This window comes from Mycobacterium sp. NGS39 (assembly GCF_059812765.1).
The window spans coordinates 65,672-84,660 of record NZ_JCALDH010000016.1; the positions used below are offsets into that span (position 1 = coordinate 65,672).

General features: G+C 67.2%; 15 protein-coding genes and 1 tRNA gene. 13 read left to right on the top strand and 3 right to left on the bottom strand.

What is annotated here, in order from left to right; genetic code table 11:
• The first annotated feature begins 390 nt into the window (after positions 1–390).
• From ssd to AC5Y39_RS19930, 7 genes are read left to right on the top strand one after another with little or no spacing between them, the layout of a single operon-like run.
• On the top strand, positions 391–1,449 hold the full coding sequence (ssd, locus tag AC5Y39_RS19900; RefSeq protein WP_500021024.1) for a septum site-determining protein Ssd: 1,059 nt from the start codon (positions 391–393) through the stop codon (positions 1,447–1,449).
• Positions 1,446–2,612, top strand: coding sequence for a TadA family conjugal transfer-associated ATPase (locus tag AC5Y39_RS19905; RefSeq protein ID WP_500021022.1), 1,167 nt, complete (start codon positions 1,446–1,448; stop codon positions 2,610–2,612). Before ssd ends, AC5Y39_RS19905 begins: the two co-directional genes overlap by 4 nt.
• The gene (locus AC5Y39_RS19910) at positions 2,609–3,409 is read left to right on the top strand and encodes a type II secretion system F family protein (RefSeq protein ID WP_500021020.1); all 801 of its coding nucleotides are present in this window, start codon (positions 2,609–2,611) and stop codon (positions 3,407–3,409) included. Before AC5Y39_RS19905 ends, AC5Y39_RS19910 begins: the two co-directional genes overlap by 4 nt.
• On the top strand, positions 3,406–3,981 hold the full coding sequence (locus AC5Y39_RS19915) for a type II secretion system F family protein (RefSeq protein ID WP_500021018.1): 576 nt from the start codon (positions 3,406–3,408) through the stop codon (positions 3,979–3,981). The genes AC5Y39_RS19910 and AC5Y39_RS19915 overlap by 4 nt, the downstream gene beginning before the upstream one ends.
• Positions 3,982–4,028: 47 nt before the next feature.
• Positions 4,029–4,226 carry a DUF4244 domain-containing protein gene (locus AC5Y39_RS19920; RefSeq protein WP_500021016.1) on the top strand — a complete coding sequence of 66 codons (198 nt, stop codon included), beginning with the start codon at positions 4,029–4,031 and terminating at the stop codon, positions 4,224–4,226.
• 26 nt (positions 4,227–4,252) lie between these two features.
• Complete coding sequence (locus tag AC5Y39_RS19925) at positions 4,253–4,558, top strand: TadE family type IV pilus minor pilin (protein ID WP_500021014.1); 306 nt, start codon at positions 4,253–4,255, stop codon at positions 4,556–4,558.
• Complete coding sequence (locus AC5Y39_RS19930) at positions 4,506–4,928, top strand: Rv3654c family TadE-like protein (protein ID WP_500021012.1); 423 nt, start codon at positions 4,506–4,508, stop codon at positions 4,926–4,928. The genes AC5Y39_RS19925 and AC5Y39_RS19930 overlap by 53 nt, the downstream gene beginning before the upstream one ends.
• A gap of 227 nt (positions 4,929–5,155) precedes the next feature.
• On the opposite strand, the gene AC5Y39_RS19935 is transcribed toward AC5Y39_RS19930, so the two are convergent.
• Positions 5,156–7,489 carry a DEAD/DEAH box helicase gene (locus tag AC5Y39_RS19935; RefSeq protein WP_500021010.1) on the bottom strand — a complete coding sequence of 778 codons (2,334 nt, stop codon included), beginning with the start codon at positions 7,487–7,489 and terminating at the stop codon, positions 5,156–5,158.
• A gap of 285 nt (positions 7,490–7,774) precedes the next feature.
• Between AC5Y39_RS19935 and AC5Y39_RS19940 the strand changes: the two genes are divergently transcribed.
• The 3 genes from AC5Y39_RS19940 (at position 7,775) to topA (ending at position 11,619) form a co-directional block, all read left to right on the top strand.
• Positions 7,775–7,978, top strand: a complete 204-nt coding sequence (locus AC5Y39_RS19940) for a cold-shock protein (RefSeq protein ID WP_003925183.1) — start codon at positions 7,775–7,777, stop codon at positions 7,976–7,978.
• A gap of 161 nt (positions 7,979–8,139) precedes the next feature.
• Positions 8,140–8,718, top strand: coding sequence for a hypothetical protein (locus AC5Y39_RS19945; RefSeq protein WP_500021008.1), 579 nt, complete (start codon positions 8,140–8,142; stop codon positions 8,716–8,718).
• Between the two features lie 114 nt (positions 8,719–8,832).
• Positions 8,833–11,619: a type I DNA topoisomerase gene (gene topA, locus AC5Y39_RS19950; RefSeq protein WP_500021006.1), complete on the top strand. Its 2,787-nt coding sequence runs from the start codon at positions 8,833–8,835 to the stop codon at positions 11,617–11,619.
• Positions 11,620–11,699: 80 nt separating this feature from the next.
• Here the strand turns inward: topA and AC5Y39_RS19955 are convergent, their stop codons facing one another.
• The gene (locus AC5Y39_RS19955) at positions 11,700–13,346 is read right to left on the bottom strand and encodes an adenylate/guanylate cyclase domain-containing protein (RefSeq protein WP_500021004.1); all 1,647 of its coding nucleotides are present in this window, start codon (positions 13,344–13,346) and stop codon (positions 11,700–11,702) included.
• Between the two features lie 14 nt (positions 13,347–13,360).
• On the opposite strand from AC5Y39_RS19955, the gene AC5Y39_RS19960 reads away from it, so the two are divergent.
• The gene (locus AC5Y39_RS19960; protein ID WP_500021002.1) at positions 13,361–14,569 is read left to right on the top strand and encodes a DNA polymerase III subunit delta'; all 1,209 of its coding nucleotides are present in this window, start codon (positions 13,361–13,363) and stop codon (positions 14,567–14,569) included.
• Between the two features lie 50 nt (positions 14,570–14,619).
• Positions 14,620–14,695, top strand: a tRNA-Thr gene (locus AC5Y39_RS19965).
• Positions 14,696–14,769: 74 nt separating this feature from the next.
• Here AC5Y39_RS19965 and AC5Y39_RS19970 read toward each other — a convergent pair.
• Entirely contained in the window at positions 14,770–16,548 is a 1,779-nt protein-coding gene (locus tag AC5Y39_RS19970) for a hypothetical protein (RefSeq protein ID WP_500021000.1), read from the bottom strand.
• Between the two features lie 107 nt (positions 16,549–16,655).
• Here AC5Y39_RS19970 and AC5Y39_RS19975 point away from each other — a divergent pair, with 107 nt between their 5' ends.
• On the top strand, positions 16,656–17,285 hold the full coding sequence (locus AC5Y39_RS19975; protein ID WP_500048275.1) for a hypothetical protein: 630 nt from the start codon (positions 16,656–16,658) through the stop codon (positions 17,283–17,285).
• The last annotated feature ends 1,704 nt before the right edge of the window (positions 17,286–18,989 follow it).

Consider the following 18,989-nt stretch of genomic DNA (forward strand, 5'->3'; position numbering starts at 1 on the left):
GGTCGTTCGCCGGTCATTTGCTTCTGTCAAATGTCAGTTCGGGTCAGGTGGCGGGGGCTGCAATCCTGTGTTGGCTAAGGGTTATCGATGTTTTCGGCTCTTGCGCCATTGTCACGCCACGTGTGTATAGTGAGCATTACTCGGCTTATGCCGGGTGTGCATCAGCCCGACCCCCCGGGGCTGATACACGACGACCCTCGCCTCCTCCCCCCCTGGCGGGGGTCGTCCCTTTTGGCGGGAAAGTCACACGGCCGGCCCGGCTTCTCGGCGTGATCGTCGAAATTCGCTGTAGTGCCCGGGATCACAGCCGTTTATCAACACATTCGCATTCGTCCACAGATTCGGCCGAGGCACTGGAAGCGTCCGTGCTGCGCGGCGCAGGCTGGGTCCATGACTTCGACAGCGGGCGTTTTGGGAATCGTCGACGATCCCGTGTTGCGCGACGACGTCGACCGCGTCGGCGCAGCGGTCGGCGTTCGGATTGTTTACTACACCGATGCCGTCAGCCGCCGCGAGTGGTCCGCGGCAGGTGCGGTCATTGTCGACCAGGCTGCCGTCGTGCGTCGCGCAGTCAGGGGGCTGCCGCGACGGCCGCGGGTGATCTTGCTCGTCAGCGACGATCCGCAACCGGCGACTTGGCAGGCAGCGTTATCGCTTGGGGCACAACATGTTCTGCGGTTACCGGAACAAGAAGCCGAACTCGTCGACGTGCTGGCCGACGCGGGCGACAGCGACCACTCGGCGCGTGGAGACGTGGTCGCGGTCGTCAGCGGCCGAGGCGGCGGGGGAGCGTCGATCTTCAGTGCAGCGTTAGCGATTGCGGCAAACGAGAGTTTGCTAATTGATGTCGACCCGTGGAGCGGTGGGGCGGACTTGTTGCTCGGCTTGGAAGGCCGGCCGGGGCTGCGGTGGCCCGACATCGCGGTCGACAACGGACGGCTCAGTCTCGGCGCGGTGCGTGATGCGTTGCCGTCGCGGGACGGCGTCGGTGTGCTGTCAGGTGCGCGCCGCGCAAGTGAGATCACCGCCGCGACTTTGCTGGCGATCGTCGACGCGGGCCGTCGCGGCGGTGCCGCGGTGGTGTGCGACGTCCCCAGACGCCTCACGCAAGCCGCGGAGGCCGCCTTGGACACCGCCGACTTGGTCGCACTGGTGACGGCATGTGATGTGCGGTCGTGTGCGGCGGTGTCGGTGATGGCGTCGGCGCTGCTCGCCCTCAATCCGAACGTCGGGCTCGTCGTGCGTGGGCCGGCTCCCGGTGGATTGCGCGCCGGGGACATCGCCCGAGCGGCCGATCTGCCACTGCTGGCGACCATGCGTCCAGAGCCCAACCTGGCCGAGCGCCTGGAACGGGGCGGCCTGCGGGTGCGCCGCCGCTCGCCGCTGTTGACGGCCGCGCGCCGTGTGCTGGCGGTTGTGGAGCGTCGTCGGGTAGCGGCGGCGGCATGACCACGTCATTGATCGACCGCGTGCGAGAGCGGCTGGCCGCGGAAGCCGCGCCGCTGCGACCGAGCGTCGTCGCCGCCGCAATCCGGGCCGAGTCCGGCGGCGTGCTGGGCGACACCGAGGTGCTCACCAACCTGCGTACGCTGCAGACCGAACTGACCGGCGCCGGGATTCTCGAGCCGTTGCTGTGCGCCGACGGCACCACCGACGTACTGGTCACCGCTCCCGATGCGGTGTGGGTTGACGACGGAAAAGGCTTGCGCCGCAGCGAGGTTCAGTTCTCCGACGAGGCCGCCGTGCACCGGCTCGCCCAACGGCTGGCGCTTGCCGCGGGTCGCCGGCTCGACGACGCTCAGCCGTGGATCGACGGCCACCTCACCGGAATCGGCAATCGGGAGTTCGCCGTCCGGCTGCATGCGGTCCTGCCGCCGCTGGCCGCGGGTGGCACCTGCTTGTCGCTGCGTGTGCTGCGCCCCGCCACGCAGGATCTGCCGGCGCTGGTGCGGGCCGGCACCATCACGCACGACGCCGTGGACCTGGTGGAGCGGATCATCGCCGCGCGGCTCGCGTTCTTGGTGACCGGCGGCACCGGCGCCGGCAAGACCACCCTGCTGGCCGCGACGCTCGGCGCGGTGTCGGCCAACGAACGGATCGTGTGCGTCGAGGACGCCGACGAACTGGCGCCTCGTCACCCGCACTTCGTAAAGCTGGTGGCCCGTGCGGCCAACGTCGAGGGCGTTGGCGAGGTTACCGTGCGTGACCTCGTCAAGCAGGCGTTGCGGATGCGGCCGGACCGCATCGTGGTCGGCGAGGTCCGCGGTGCCGAGGTGGTGGATCTGCTGGCCGCCTTGAACACCGGCCACGACGGTGGCGCCGGCACTGTCCACGCCAACCGGCCCGCGGAGGTGCCGGCCCGGCTCGAAGCGCTCGCCGCACTCGGCGGCCTGGATCGCGCCGCCCTGCACAGCCAGCTCGCCGCCGCAGTTCAGGCGGTTCTGCACGTGCGCCGCGACCGCGACGGTGTCCGGCGGCTCGACGAGATCGGGGTGCTGGCACGTTGCGGCAACGAACCGGTCGAGGTGGTGACCGCTTGGCACGCGGATACCGGGCCCGGCCCCGGCGCGGGCAAGCTGAGTCAGCTGCTGGCGGCTAGGGGCGCTCAGTGACCGGTGTCGCTACGGCGGCGCTGTCCCTGGCCGCTGCACTGCTCACGCTGCCCGTCTCGTCACGGCACCGCCTCGTCACGGCAGGTCTCATGGCACCCCGACGCGTCAACACCGCGCCTCTTCGACCGGTAGGCGTCTGTGCGGCTGGCGTGACGGCCGCGGTGGTGCTGCCCGCGGCAGTCGTGCTCGCGTCAGGGACGCTCGGCGGCACGCTCCTTCTGCGACGCCGAAGACAAGCCCGGCGGCGGCGCGTCGACGAGGAGTCGCAGGCGCTGGAAGCGGCACTCGACGTCCTGGTCGGCGAACTCCGCGCCGGCGCCCATCCCGTGGCCGCGGTCCAGGTCGCCGCAGCGGAGTCCCGCGGCACTGTTGCGACGTCGTTCCGCGCGGTCGGCGCACGGGCGCTGCTCGGCGCCGACGTGTCCGCCGGGCTGCGCAGCGTGGCTCAGCATGCCGCAACGCCCGACTACTGGGAACGGCTCGCGGTGTGCTGGCAGCTCGCCCACGCACACGGCCTCACCATGGCGTCGCTGGTACGTGCGGCACAGCGCGACATCGTCGAACGCTCCCGGTTCAACGCACAGGTGATCGCCGGAATGGCCGGTGCACGGGCCACCGCGACGGTGCTGGCCGCGCTGCCGCTCGCCGGCGTCGGACTTGGTGAATTGCTGCACGCCCATCCGGTGCGGTTCCTGTTGTCCGGCGGGGCCGGTGGCTGGCTGCTGGCGATCGGCGTGGCGCTGGTCTGCTGCGGGCTGCTGTGGTCGGACCGCATCACCGGACGGGCGCTGTCGTGACATCTGCCGCGCTACTGCTGGCCGCTGCCGTGATCGTGGCGCCGGGTCCGGCGGCCGTGCGCCGCCGCGCCGGGCTGATACCGCCCGCGCCGGCCCGCCACAGAAGCCAGACCAAGACCGATCCCCTCGCGGTCGCGGCCAGCCTCGACATTTTCGCGGTCTGCCTGACCGCCGGGATGGCCGTATCGGCGGCTGCCGCTGCGGCCGCGCCCACGGCGCCGCCTGCCTTGGCTGCGACGTTGCGCCGCGCCGCCGACATGCTGGCGTTGGGCGCGGATCCGTCGGCGGCGTGGTCGGCGCCGGGCGGCAAACTCGACCGTCACTGTGAGGCACTGCTGCGGTTGGCCCGGCGCTCGGCTTCGTCAGGTGCCGCGCTGGCAGACGGGGTTGCCGAGCTGGCGACAGCGGTGCGCCATCAGGCCGCCGACGCCGCCCGGGCCGCCGCCGAGCGCGCCGCGGTGCTGATCGCCGGCCCGTTGGGTTTGTGTTTCCTGCCCGCGTTCGTGTGCCTCGGAATCGTGCCGGTGGTCGCCGGCTTGGCCGGTGAGGTGTTGGGGTCAGGGCTGCTGTGACGGAATGCATTGGTGGGGAAGTGGATTCGGATTGGAAGGGGACGAGGGTGACGCGATGGCAGCATCTGAAAGCAAGGACGACGCTGCTCTTGGTAGCCGACGACGGGATGTCGACGGTCGAGTACGCGATCGGCACGATCGCTGCAGCGGCGTTCGGCGCAATTCTGTACACCGTGGTGACGGGCGACTCGATCGTCGGCGCGCTGACCAAGATCATCAGCCGGGCGTTGACCACCAACGTCTGACAGCGGGTGATCGTGGGTCCGTCACGGTGGAGGCCGCGTTTGGTATCGCGGCGCTGGTGGCCGTGCTCGTGCTCTGCGTCGCCGGCGTCACCGCCGTCTCGATGCAGATCCGCTGCATCGACGCGGCCCGCGAAGCGGCGCGGCTGGCGGCCCGCGGCGACGACGCCAACGCGCAGGGCGTCGCACGGCGCATCGCTCCACCTGATGCAGCGGTGCAACTGCGTCGCGACGGCGAATTCACCGTCGCGCGCGTCACCGCCGATTCGCCACTGCTGCCGGGTGTCACGATCGCGGCTGAAGCGGTGTCGATGGCCGAACCGACGGGCACGTGAGAACGGGTCGGCAAGCATCGTCGCCGCGGCCATGATCGCGGTGCTGCTCGCTGTCAGCGTCGGTGCGCTGCAGATCGGTTCGGCAGTGACCGCCCGCCATCGCGCACAAGCCGCGGCTGACATGGCCGCATTGGCGGCGGCCACCGCGATGCCCGCCGGCGTCCCTGTCGCATGCGAGAAGGCTTCTGCGGTCGCACGGTTCATGGGTACGTCGGTGAGCGGGTGCAGCGCCGAGGGGCTCGACGTCCTCGTCGCGGTCGAGGCACGCACGATGTTGACCGCGTGGAAGTTCGGTTCCGCACGTGCCATCGCACGCGCCGGACCTGTCGGCGCGTTACAAGTCCTTCGGAATTCGTCGCGCGAACGCTGATTCGCATCAGCAAACGAATATTCGCTACGCAACGGAGCTTGCGCATATCCTTCGGAGGCGGTACTTTTCGCGTTCATCCGAGCAATCGGATCGTGAAACGGAATGCGTAGTCATTGCGTTCACCGCGTCTTGTCGTATGGCATGACGGCTGTCTTCAGCAGTGAGGAGAGCGTCTCACCGGCTGACATGAAGTCAACCCGTGGAGACGACTGTCGAGGGGTCGGTCGTCATCGGCGGGTGGGTCGGGGGGCCCGCGCGGTCAATTCGGTCAGCACCAGCCGAAGCACCCGTACCGCGGCCTTCTTGTCGAGCGGGTCATTTCCGTTGCCGCACTTGGGTGATTGCACACACGACGGACAACCTTCCGGGCATTCGCATGCGTCGATGGCGTCGGCCGTGGCCGACAGCCATGTCGCCGCCTGACGAAAGCCCCGCTCGGCGAATCCGGCGCCGCCCGGATGCCCGTCGTACACGAACACCGTGGGCAACCCAGTGTCCGGGCCGACGGCGATCGACAGCCCGCCGATGTCGCCGCGATCGCAACTGGCCACCAGAGGCAGCAGCCCTATCGCGGCGTGTTCGGCGGCGTGCAGCGCCCCCGGAACCTGCATCCACTCGATGCCGTTGCGCTCCAATGCTTCTGGCGTGACGGTGTACATCACGGCCACGGTTTCCAAGGTGCGCGCAGGCATGTCGAGGTCGACGAAGTCGATCACCTCGCCGGCGGCGGTGCGGCGCAGATAACCGATCACCTGGTTGGTCACGGTGACCGGCACGAGCCCAAGCGTGACGTCCCCGAACGTCGACCGTTCGCCCTCGCCGGTGACGGTGATGTCGGTGACCTCGCGCGCGTATGTCGCGTAGCCGGGGTCCTCGGCGTGGACGAGTGCGATGCCCTCGGTGAAGTCCAGCGTGTCGACGACGTAGGTCTCGCCCTGATGCAGATACACCGCGCCGGGATGCACCGACAACGCCGCGCGGCCCGCCTCGACGCCGCCGAGCAGCCGGCCTGTATCGGCCTCCAGGATCGCGATCTGCTCGCCGCTGGCACCGCGGATGTTCACTGCCGGGTGCGGGTCGACACCCGGCGCAGCGAAATAGCCGCTGCCGCGCCGTCGCAACAGACCGTCGTCCACCAACGTGTCCGCGACGGTCGCCGCGCCCCACGCCCGCACCTCCGCTTCGGTCAGCGGCAGTTCGGTTGCGGCGCAGAGTAATTGAGGTCCGACCACATACGGGTTGGACGGGTCGATCACCACCATCTCGATCGGCTTGTCGAGCAACGCCTCCGGGTGGTGTACCAGGTAGGTGTCCAGCGGATCGTCACGCGCGATCAGCACCACCAGTGCGCTTTGCCCCCGTCGCCCCGACCGTCCTGCCTGCTGCCAGAACGACGTGACGCTGCCCGGAAAGCCGGCCAGCACCACCGCGTCCAGTCCGGCGATGTCCACACCGAGTTCCAGTGCGTTGGTGGTGGCCAGTCCGACGAGTTCTCCTGTCGCGAGCGCGCGTTCGAGTGCGCGTCGATCTTCGGCAAGATAGCCGGCGCGGTAAGACGCGACCCGGTGCACCATTTGCGGCGCGGTGTCGGCCAGTCGAGCGCGTGCGGCGAGCGCGGTGAGTTCCGCGCCGCGGCGTGACCGCACGAAGGTGAGCGTGCGCGCGCCTTCTGCCACCAGGTCGGCCATCACACGGGCGGCCTCCGCCCCGGCTGAGCGGCGCACGGGCGCTCCGTGCTCGCCGGTGACATCGGTGCGAAGCGCCGGCTCCCACAACGCGACCGTCCTTGCACCGTGGGGAGATTCGTCGTCGGTGACCTCCTCGACGGGTGCACCGATCAACTGTGCCGCCGTCGCCCCCGGCGACGCGGTGGTGGCGCTGGCGAACACGACGGTCGGTGTCGCGGTGTACCGGCCGCACAACCGCAGCAGCCGGCGCAGCACCAACGCCACGTGTGAGCCGAAAATGCCGCGGTAGTAATGGCATTCGTCGACGACGATGAACTTGAGGTTTCGCAAGAAAACCGCCCAGCGGGCATGGTTGCGCAGCATCGCCAGATGGATCATGTCGGGATTGGAGAACACCCACCGGGATTGCTCTCGCGCGAACCGGCGCACTTCGGCGGGGCTGTCGCCGTCGAACGAGGCCAGCGCGACGTCGGCGAGGCGGCCGACGGCCTCGGTGAGTGACGTCGCGGTTCGCAGTTGGTCATGACCCAACGCCTTGGTGGGCGACAGATACAGCGCGCGGGCCCGACGGTCGTCAGCCAGCGCGCACATGATCGGCAGTTGGTAGGCCAACGATTTGCCGGACGCGGTTCCGGTGCTGATCACCACATGCCGGCCCTGGTGTGCCAGCGTCGCGGCGCGGGCCTGATGCGCCCACGGCGCACTCACCCCGCGAGCGACGAACGCGCCGATCACGTCGTCGGCGGCCCAATCCGGCCAAGCCACAGGTGCACCTGCGTTGGCGGGTAATTCGGCGACGTGCCGCAGCGGTTGCTCATGTGGGTCGGTGCCGGCGAGCGCACTGTTGAGTAGCTCACGGCCGAAACTGGCCATCGCTTCCTCCGATTCGCTCGTTGACGCTGCCGTCGAAATGAATTCTTCACGACGCTGGGCGGCCAAGACTGTCGCATTCGCGGCGAACGTGATTGACTAACCACGGTCGCAGCTTCTGTGTTCGTGTGTTTGCACTCGCAGGATCGACGTTGCGATCGCAGTTCCTGCGAGGACGAAAGGCCGGTTTCACACCGGTGGCACCACGAAGGACGGCGGTCGGAACAGGCCCGGTGTATCGAAAGACGGTGCACCGCAACGCTGTACAGAGAAGGAAGTAAGCAGGAAATGCCACAGGGAACTGTGAAGTGGTTCAACGCCGAAAAGGGCTTCGGCTTCATCGCGCCGGAGGACGGCTCTGCTGACGTGTTCGTCCACTACACGGAGATTCAAGGCAGCGGGTTTCGCACCCTGGAAGAGAACCAACGAGTCGAGTTCGAGGTCGGGCAGAGCCCCAAGGGGCCGCAGGCCACAGGTGTGCGTTCCATCTGAGTAACCGAACTTACGGAACCCCCGCAGTCGTTCGCGACCGCGGGGGTTTTCGTTTCTCTCCCCGCTCTCCCCGCGAACGTGCGTGTCTGCGCCCCGACACGCCGGCAAAACCGCACAAGAGTGCACGCTCGAGCCGCTCGAAGCGGGCTTACTGTCGTGTCGTGAGCCAGCTGTCGTTCTTCTCGGCCGAGTCGGTGCCGCCCGCGGTCACCGACTTGACCGGCGTGCTGGCTGCCCCCGGTCAGGTCGTCGTGGTCGGCACGGGTGCGCGGCTGTCCGTGGTCGTCGATCGGCCGTGGCGAGCGCAGGCACTGGCCGAGATGATCGACGACGCCGGATTGGACGCCGAAATCACCCGCACCGACGAAGACACCCCCCTGGTACGCACAGCGGTCGACCCGCGTCTGCGCGTCATCGCCGACGAGTGGACCCGCGGGGCGGTCAAGACCGTGCCGCGCAACTGGCTGCCAGGGCCCCGTGAACTGCGGGCCTGGGTGCTCGCGGCCGGCAGCCGGGAAGCCGACCGCTACCTGCTGGGCTTGGATCCCCACGCGCCGGACACCCATTCACCACTGGCGTCGGCCCTGATGAGGGTCGGAATCGCGCCGACTCTGATCGGCACCCGCGGAGCCCGCCCGGCGCTGCGGATAAGCGGCCGTCGTCGGCTATCGCGGCTGGTAGAGACCGTGGGGGAACCGCCCGCCGACGTGGAGGCGTTGTCGGAATGGCCCCACGTCTGAGGGGAGTCGACGGGGAAGTCGGTTTGCGCAGGTGCGGTCCGGGGTGTCATCTTGTCAATTGCTGACAGGGCCGCAGGGCGCCGATCGGCAGGAAGAAGTGGAGCAAAAGCGCAGTTGGCTGACGACGGTCGCACCGGCGGCAACGGAAACAAAAAAGTGCGGCGGCTCGTCATTGTCGAGTCGCCGACCAAAGCGCGCAAACTAGCGGGCTACCTCGGGTCCAACTACATCGTCGAGTCGTCCCGCGGCCACATCCGCGACTTGCCGAGAAACGCCGCCGACGTGCCGGCCAAGTACAAATCCGAGCCGTGGGCGCGGCTGGGCGTCAACGTCGAGCACAATTTCGAGCCGCTGTACATCATCAGCCCGGACAAGAAGAGCACGGTCAGCGAGCTCAAGAGCAAGCTCAAAGACGTCGACGAGCTCTACCTGGCCACTGACGGCGACCGCGAGGGTGAGGCCATCGCCTGGCACCTGCTCGAGACCCTCAAGCCACGCATTCCCGTGAAGCGGATGGTCTTCCACGAGATCACCGAACCGGCCATCCGCGCGGCCGCCGAGCACCCGCGGGATCTGGACAACGACCTGGTCGACGCGCAGGAGACCCGCCGCATCCTGGACCGGCTGTACGGCTACGAGGTCAGCCCGGTGCTGTGGAAGAAGGTCGCGCCCAAGCTGTCAGCGGGCCGCGTGCAGTCGGTGGCCACGCGGATCATCGTCCAGCGCGAACGCGACCGGATGGCATTCCGCAGCGCCAGCTACTGGGACGTCGTCGCCGAGCTGGATGCAGGCGCCGAGGCCACCCCGCGCACGTTCAGCGCCCGGCTGGTCAACGTCGACGACCGCCGCGTCGCCGCCGGCCGTGACTTCGACTCCCTGGGTCAGCTGCGCAACGACGACGTGCTGGTGCTCGACGCCGAGCAGGCACAGTCGCTGGCGCGGGGCTTGCGTGGCGCGGAGCTGACGGTCTCGTCGGTCGAGCAGAAGCCCTATACGCGCAGGCCCTACGCGCCGTTCATGACGTCGACGCTGCAGCAGGAGGCGGCCCGCAAGCTGCGGTTCAGCTCGGAGCGCACGATGAGCGTCGCCCAGCGGCTGTACGAGAACGGCTACATCACCTATATGCGTACCGACTCGACCACGCTGTCGCAGTCGGCTATCGACGCGGCGCGCCGCCAGGCCCGCGAACTGTACGGCGACGAGTACGTCCACCCCAGCCCGCGCCAGTACAACCGCAAGGTCAAGAACGCGCAGGAGGCCCACGAGGCGATCCGGCCCGCCGGTGACTCGTTCGCTACCCCGGGTCAGCTGCACGGTGTGCTCGACAACGACGAGTTCCGGCTCTACGAGCTGATCTGGCAGCGCACGGTGGCTTCGCAGATGGCCGACGCGCGCGGCACCACGCTGAGCCTGCGCATCACCGGCGCGGCCGACGACGGCCGGCGCGTCGTCTTCACCGCCAGCGGCCGCACGATCACCTTCCCGGGCTTCCTGGCCGCCTACGTCGAGAGCATCGACGAACTGGCCGGCGGAGAGGCCGACGACGCGGAGAGTCGCCTGCCGCAGCTGGTGCAGGGCCAGCGCGTCACCGCCAACGAGCTGACCGCCGACGGGCACACCACCAACCCGCCGCCGCGCTACACCGAGGCGTCGCTGATCAAGGCGCTCGAAGACCTCGGCATCGGCCGGCCGTCGACGTACTCGTCGATCATCAAGACCATCCAGGACCGCGGCTACGTCCAGAAGAAGGGCAGCGCGTTGGTGCCGTCGTGGGTGGCGTTCGCGGTGACGGGTCTGCTGGAGCAGCACTTCGGCCGGCTCGTCGACTACGACTTCACGGCCGCGATGGAAGACGAGCTCGACGAGATCGCCAACGGCCAAGAGCAGCGCACCACCTGGCTGAGCAACTTCTACTTCGGCGGCGAGCACGGTGTGCCGGAGTCGATTGCCCGCGCCGGCGGGCTCAAGAAGCTGGTCGGTGTCAATCTCGAGGGCATCGACGCACGAGAAGTCAACTCCATCAAGCTTTTTGACGACGAGCAGGGCCGCCCGATCTATGTGCGGGTGGGTAAGAATGGCCCCTATTTGGAGCGCATGGTCGAAGGCCCCGACGGGGAGCCGACACCGCAGCGGGCCAACCTGTCCGATGCGATCACGCCCGACGAGCTGACGTTGGAGCTGGCCGAAAAGCTCTTCGCGACACCGCAAGAGGGTCGCTCGCTGGGTGTGGACCCGCAGACCGGGCACGAGATCGTCGCCAAGGACGGCCGGTACGGGCCGTACGTCACCGAGGTGCTGCCACCGTCCGACGACGACGACGACGGCGACGGCGCCACTGCGAAGTCCCGGAAGAAGCCGACCGGTCCCAAGCCGCGTACCGCGTCGCTGTTGCGGTCGATGGATCTGGAGACGGTCACCCTCGAGGATGCGCTGAAGCTGCTGTCGCTGCCGCGGGTGGTGGGCGTCGACCCGTCGACCGGTGAGGAGATCACCGCTCAGAACGGTCGCTATGGGCCATACCTCAAGCGTGGCAACGACTCTCGCTCGCTGGCCTCTGAAGAGCAGCTGTTTACCATCACGCTCGACGAGGCGTTGAAGATCTATGCAGAGCCGAAACGCCGTGGGCGACAAGCAGCTTCGCTGCCGCCACTGCGTGAGCTCGGTAACGATCCGGCGACGGGCAAGCCGATGGTGATCAAGGACGGGCGGTTCGGACCGTACGTGACCGACGGTGAGACGAACGCCAGCCTGCGCAAGGGTGACGACGTGTTGACGATCACCGACGAGCGCGCCGCCGAGCTGCTCGCCGAGCGCCGCGCGCGCGGGCCGGTGAAGCGCAAGGCCACCCGTAAGAGCGCCGCCAAGAAGGGCGCCCGCAAGTCAGCTGCCAAGAAGGCCTAGCCGGCCCCGCGCCGGCCCCGCGCCGCGCCAGCGCCAGGCTTTCTCGCACGTTTCCGCGGTAGTTGCCGTCTCGGCCGCGCTTACACCTTGGACGGCACGTTGAGCTTGACCGGGCGGGCCAGCTGCGTCGGCGCCGTCCGCCCGCGAAGTTCGACGATCTCACCGACGTCCCAGCACAGCGCCTCGGAGTCCAGTGCTCCGCTCACTGCGATCGCAGACGCAAGCACGTGGCCCTCCTCGAGCTTGGCGAGCTCGGTGAGCCGGGCGGCTTCGTTGACCGGGTCGCCGATGACCGTGTACTCGAAGCGGGCCTGCGCGCCGATGTGCCCGGCGATCGCGCGGCCGGCGGACACCCCGATGCCGAATTCGTTGGCGCCCAGCACTTTTATCAGTTCGTCGTGCAATGACCGCGCGGCGGCCAGCGCCGCTCCGTAGGCGTCCGGGTGCTCAAGGGGCGCGCCGAAGATCGCCAGCGCCGCGTCGCCCTGGAACTTGTTGACGAAGCCGCCGTGGCGGTTGACCGTCTCGACGACGATGCGGAAGAACTCGTTGAGCAGGCCGACGACCTCGGCGGGCGGACGGGTGGCCGCCAGCTGCGTGGAGCCGACCAGATCGACGAACAACACTGCGACGTCACGCTCTTCGCCGCCGAGTTCGGGGCGGCTCTCCAAGGCGCGGCGGGCGACGTCCTCGCCGACGTAGCGGCCGAACAGATCGCGCAGTCGCTGCCGCTCGGACAGGTCGCGGACCATGTCGTTGAATCCGGCCTGCAACAGGCCGAGTTCGCTGGCGTCATAAATCTGGACGTGGGCGTTGTAGTTGCCGCGCTGCACCTCGCCGAGCGCCCAGCGCAGCTGGCGCAGCGGGTCGGCGATGGACATCGCGGTGAGGACGGTGCCCGCCAGCCCGATCACCAGCGCGGCGACCGCGAGCAGCAGGATCGGCATGAACAGTTCGTCGGCGGATGCGTGCAGGATCGACAGCTTGGTCGCCACAATCGCCGCGATGATGGCGATGATCGGCACCGCGGTGGACAGCACCCACGTCAGCAGAGTGCGCAGGATCACGCCCGGAGCGTGGATCTGCTCCGGCACGCCCTGTCGCAGCGCCGCCACGGCGACCGGCCGCAGCACCCGCTCGGCTTGCAGGTAGCCGATGATCGACGTTGCCGTGGCGCCCAGCGCGGTGGCGACGGCCACCACCGGCGCGGAGTGGCTGGCGACCGGCCAGATCGCGATCATGAAGATCGTGCCGCCCAGGCACCAGTTGATCGCGCTGATGACCGACCGATAGAACGGCATTTTCAGCGCACGGGTACGTGCCTGCTCGGTGGCGACGGGATCGGCTTCGGACAACCGCCCGTCGCGGTCGCGACGCTGCCAGCGGAACACCGGCATGAGCAGCCGCAGGCTGATCAGCGATCCAAATGTGAAGGCCAGGAACAGAACTGCCGCGAACAACGCCAGATTCGCTTGCGGCAGATCCTGAATCACCACGCGGTCTTCGGGAGGCAGCCCGAATCGCAGGAATCCCAACACAAACAGCGCGCCGATGATGTCGGCTTGAAGCATTCCGAGGGTGAACACCGGCCAGGGGGTACGGATCACCCACCGAGCGAATGCCCTGATCCGCCCGATTGTCCTGGCCGTCTTTCCCACAGAACTACCGTATCGGTCCCAGCAGGCAGGGAATAGCGCTAGCTCGCCGGTCGTGTCGGCGCGTGTCACTAGGGTTGGCGGTGATGAGCGGCGTTTTTTCGCGATTGGTGGGTCAGGGGCCGGTCGAGGCCGAGCTGATCGCCGCCGCGCGCGCGGCACGCGGTGATTCGGCTCACAGCGCGTCGAGCACCGGGACCATGACCCACGCGTGGCTGATCACCGGTCCGCCGGGTTCGGGCCGGTCCATCGCGGCGCTGTGCTTTGCTGCGGCGCTGCAGTGCACCTCGGACGGCGAACCCGGGTGCGGCCAGTGCAAGGCCTGTGTCACCACCATGGCCGGCACGCACGCCGACGTCCGCCGGATCGTGCCGGAAGGGCTTTCCATCGGCGTCGACGAGATGCGCTCGATCGTGCAGATCGCCTCGCGGCGGCCGAGTACGGGGCGCTGGCAGGTGGTGGTGATCGAAGACGCCGACCGGCTCACCGAAGGGGCGGCGAACGCGCTGCTGAAGGTGGTCGAGGAGCCGCCGCCCTCGACCGTCTTCCTGCTTTGCGCGCCGTCGGTCGATCCGGAGGACATCGCGATCACGCTGCGGTCGCGCTGCCGGCATGTGGCGCTGCTGACACCGAGCGTCGACGCGATCGCGCAGGTGCTCGTCGACACCGACAGGCTGTCCGTGGAAGAGGCGCGGTGGGCGGCTTCCGTGAGCGGCGGCCATGTGGGCCGCGCTCGGCGGTTGGCGACGGATCCGGCGGCGCGTGAGCGTCGGGAACGGGCACTGGGGCTCGTGCGCGATGCGGTGAAGCCGTCGCGGGCCTTCGCGGCGGCTGAGGAGCTGGTTGCGACGGCCGAGGCCGAGGCACGCGCACTGACCGCCGAGCGTGACGAGACCGAGGCTGAGGAGCTTCGAACGGCGCTCGGCGCAGGAGGCACCGGCAAGGGAACGGCCGCGACGCTGCGGGGCGCCACGGGCGCCATCAGAGATCTGGAGCGGCGCCAGAAGTCTCGGCAGACCCGCGCGTCCCGCGACGCCCTGGACCGGGCATTGATCGACCTCGCGAACTACTTCCGGGATGCGCTGTTGGTGGCAAGCGGCGCCACGCAGGTGCCGGCGAACCACCCCGACATGGCCGAGCGGGTGCGAGCGTTGGCCGACCATGCCCCTCCGGAGCGGCTGCTGCAGTGCATCGAAGCGGTGCTGGCGTGCCGGGAGGCGTTGGCCACCAACGTCAAGCCGAAGTTCGCGGTCGACGGGATGGTCGCTGCGGTGGGGCAGGCGCTGCGCGACTGACTTGGGCCGGTCACGGCCGCTGCCGTAGACTCGTGCCGCCCGAAGGGCACGCCACCTTAGCTCAGTCGGCAGAGCGGCTCACTCGTAATGAGCAGGTCAGGAGTTCGATTCTCCTAGGTGGCTCCACTTGTTGGGGGCGAGCGTGCGTGTCTGTGCGGCGACACGCCGGTAACTCCGTACGTCAGCGCCCGCTCAGCCCGTCATGAAGGTGCGACGAATCCCACGGGCCCTGAGGAAATGCACATCGACGTCGCGGCGGTGTTGACACGCACATTGATCGCGTCGCCGGCGCCGGGAAGGCGGACGAACACCCGGTTGAGACCGGGATGAACCGGCACCTTGGTTTCCGGTCCTTCGGACAGCGACATCGTCATCGAGCCTTCAGTGTTGGCGAGGTAGTTGATCTCGACTGTCCAATTTTCCGGCAGCAACGGACCGTCGAGCGCCATCCGAATCGGCGCGTCGGTTTGCGCGAAATACCCGCACTGCGGGACTGGGCCGGGGGTGATGGTCCGGACCCAGGTGACTCTGGCGTCGACGACGCGGCCCGCGGAGTCAAGCATCCTGAGTTTGCTTGTGCTGGAGGAGAATTCAGGGCGCTGCTTGAGCAGTGCGAACATGTGGCTGGCCAGGTTTTCCGGCCATGCCACCCGCTGAAGGATGAACGGGTCGACTTCCTGGTCGAGCAGCGGCGCGTCAGATGCCTGTGCCAGAGTGCTTTTCGCGTTCTGGAGATAGAGCTGGACGGGGTTGTCGCGCCAGCTGGTCATGAAGGTGGCGGTGGAGTAGAGGCTGGAGCCGACGAACGCGGCACCGATGCCCGCGACCGCTGTTGTGCGCGTGCGGGATACGTCGAGCCAGGTCGACGTTGCGCGGTTGGGCGCGCAGAATGCGACGGCTGCGCAGAGGGCGATCACGACGACGAGATCGGGGAAATACCTTAGTGTCTGGGCGAGTTCGAGAGCGGTGAAACGGGATGACCGCATGAGGTAGATCGGGACTTGGCAGGCAACGGCGTACCCGGCGACGACGATCCAGACGGCGACTATGCGTTGCTTGCGGATCAGCGAGATTGCGAGAACCGCGGCAAGCGCTAGCCAACCGATCGCCATGACGACTGTCGACGGTGTGGCCCATGGCGAGGCCGGTGCCCAGCGTGCCCATGACCAGGGGCCGCCGACCAGGCCCGGCACGATGCCGTGAGTGATGGAGCGGCGCAAGAGATCCCACGTCATACGTAGGTCGGAGCTCCAGCGCTGTTGGTCCACGACGACGAGGTAGAGCACTACCCAGACAGCGGTCAGCGCGAGACTGCCTATCCACAAGCGTTTGCCGCTTTGCCACACGGTGCGGACGGGCGTTCGACCGCCGGTGACGTGCACCAGGAGGGCAGTGACCGTGAAGGCGACGAACGGGATGACAGCCGCCTTTTCGAAGAACAGCAAGCCGCCCAGGTAAGCGAGCAGGGCGGTGACGGCGTAGCGCTGATTGCCGGTCCGGACGAGAAGGATGGCGTCTGCGCATGCCCATGCCATGGCCCCGAGCATCGGAAGGGAATTGAGTGCGGCGGCCCACCACGCGTAGCCCGGGACGGCGAGAGGGCAGAACAGCGCGAACGTGAGCGGAATGAGTAGCACGGGGCGCCAGCCGAGGATGACGTGCAGGGCGCGTAGGAGGGCAAGGGAAGCGAGCAGTTGCAGGACGACGAGGCTGATCGCCGGGCCGGTCCAGTTCAGGGGCGCCAAGCGGGTGATGACGCCGGCGACCAAGAACGCGGCGGGCATGACGTGGCCGTCGTGGTCGTCGAACAGGTAGGACGGCGAGAGGATGTTCTGCGTGCCCGCGCGGCCGATGAGGATGAGGTCGTCCCAGTAGAAGTAGCCGCGGAAGGCCAGAACGGCCCGGACTGCGAGTTGTGCCGCAATCAAGAGCCCGGCGGTGACGGCGACCCAGGGAATGCGGGCCGTGCGGACTGCCATGGGTCCTTTCATCGCGGGGCATGCAGACTTCCTCGACTGTACGAGCCTCGTGGGACCAGTCTCGTTTGGTGATAGGGGCGGCCAAGGGCGCCGCTTAGGCTGACGAAATGCAAGAGAATCCGCCGGGCGCGGGCTACGGGCCTTACCAGATGCCTCCGCAAGCTGGAGGTGCCAGCGCGCCATCTATTCCGCCGCCGGGTCAATACCCGCCGCTCCCGAAACGCACTTCTCGCCTCAGCCTCGTCTTGGCGGTAATCGCCGTACTGCTGTCGGGCACAGCGCTGGCGATTTCCCTGGTTCGGAAACCGGAGGCGTCGTCGTCGCCGCCACCTGCGCCGGCGCCGCCAGCGGTGCCTGCGCAGCAAGTTTTCGTTGACGACGCTGATCGTGCGCTGTGTCAGGCGATAACTCCGTTGATGAACGGTGTGATTGAGCAGAATAGGCAATTCGCTAAATTGGCGCCAGGCTCGCCAGAGCAGGGTGCCGCCATACAGCAATACAAGAATTATATTGAGAATTGGGCCAAGCAGATCCAAGGCCTACTCAATGCGCATGCCGAACCACCGAGATATCTCACCAGGACGCTACAAGCGTTTATCGATGACAAACTCCTGTATGTGGAAATGGTACAACCCGGCTATGTCGATGCGTTCGATAGAGATACGTGGGCGCAATCGTCAATAGACATCGGCGGCCCGCTCGGGACTTGCAGGAATTTGGGAATAATCTGGAGATGATTGGTTAATTCTGACGCACCCTGGTCAGAAGTGTCGGAATCACAATCGTTCGAAGGCGCGCGCATCCAGTGCTGCGGCTGACGACGTAGAACGTGTTCTGAATCGGCTCCCCTCCCTCGACCAAGGGCAGGCTGCGCCAGGATGGTTGGTTGACCTCGATGTCTACACACAATCTGTGCTGCCACCGCGCCTGATGCCATGCCCCACGGGGGTGGAAGTAGCCGCGGGAAGCCAGGACGGCCCGGACGGTGAGCTGAGCCGCGATCAGAAGCCCGGTGGTAATGGCGACCCGGGGCACGCGCGCCACGCGGACTGCCATGGGTGCTTTCGTCGCCGTGCAAGCAGACTTCCTCGACTGGACGAGTCGGAAGTCGCCGGGGTTGTTTGGTGGTACGGGGCCGCATGTGGGCCGCTTAAGCTAGCGAAATGGATGGAAACTCACCGGAAATGGGCTATGGGCCGCACCAGATGTCGCAGCAGTTTGGTGGGCACGTCACGCCGTCAGCGCCTATGTCTGCCGCGCCTTACTCATCGCCGCCGAGGCGCACTTCTTGGCTAGGTGTTGTCGTAGGTGCAATCGCTGTAGCACTGGCAGCTGCGGCGTTAGTGGTATCGCTCGTACGCAAACCGGAGGTTTCATCGTCGCCCCGACCTGCGCCGCCGCCACCAGCGGCGCCTGCCCAGCAAGTCTTCGTTGACGACGCTGATCGCGCGCTCTGTCAGGCGATCGCTCCTCTCATGACGGAGAGCAACTCAAAGGCTAAAGAGTTTTCCGCGCTTGCGCCTGATTCGCCGGAACGGCGAGCGGCTGTACTAACATATCGGAACTTTACTGAAATGTGGGCTTCCCGAATTCAACCTATATTGAACGCACATTCTGAACCGCCGAGGTTTTCAACACGATCGCTACAGCGATTTATCGATGACAGTCTGTTGTATACGGCTTTAGACGTGTTGAGCGATCCGCAAGCCCCCAAGACGTGGGACCTGTCACTAAGTGACTATGCAGGACCACGGTCAGTTTGTTACAGGCTAGGCATCAATTGGTAGCGGTGAGTGACACTCTGATTCCAAGCCTATAGGCGAATTCGCTGAGGAGGTGCTGTGAGTGTTGACTGGCGATCTCCATACCGCGGCCGTGCGGACTGCCCTGGCTCCTTTCGTCTCGCGGCATGCAGACTTCCTCGACTGGACGAGTCGGAAGTCGCCGGGGTTGTTTGGTGGTACGGGGCCGCGTGCGGGCCGCTTAAGCTAGCGAAATGCATGGAAAATCACCGGAAATGGGCTATGGGCCGCACCAGATGTCGCAGCATTTTGGCGGGCACGTCACGCCGTCAGCGCCTATGTCTGCCGCGCCTTACTCACCGCCGCCGAGGCGCACTTCTTGGCTGGCTGTTGTCTTGGGTGCAATCGCTGTAGCACTGGCAGCTGCGGCGTTAGTGGTATCGCTCGTACGCAAACCGGAGGTTTCATCGTCGCCCCCACCTGCGCCGCCGCCACCAGCGGCGCCTGCTCAGCAGCTCTTCGTTGCGGACGCCGACCGAGCACTGTGCCAAGCGATTCGGCCGCTAATGAGAGAAATAGGAGACCAGAATCGAGCGTTCGCCAAACTGGCGCCTGGCTCGCCGGAGCAGGGATCCGCAATTCCAGGCTATCGCGCATTCATTGAAGATTGGACGAAGCGAACGCAAGCAATACTCAATC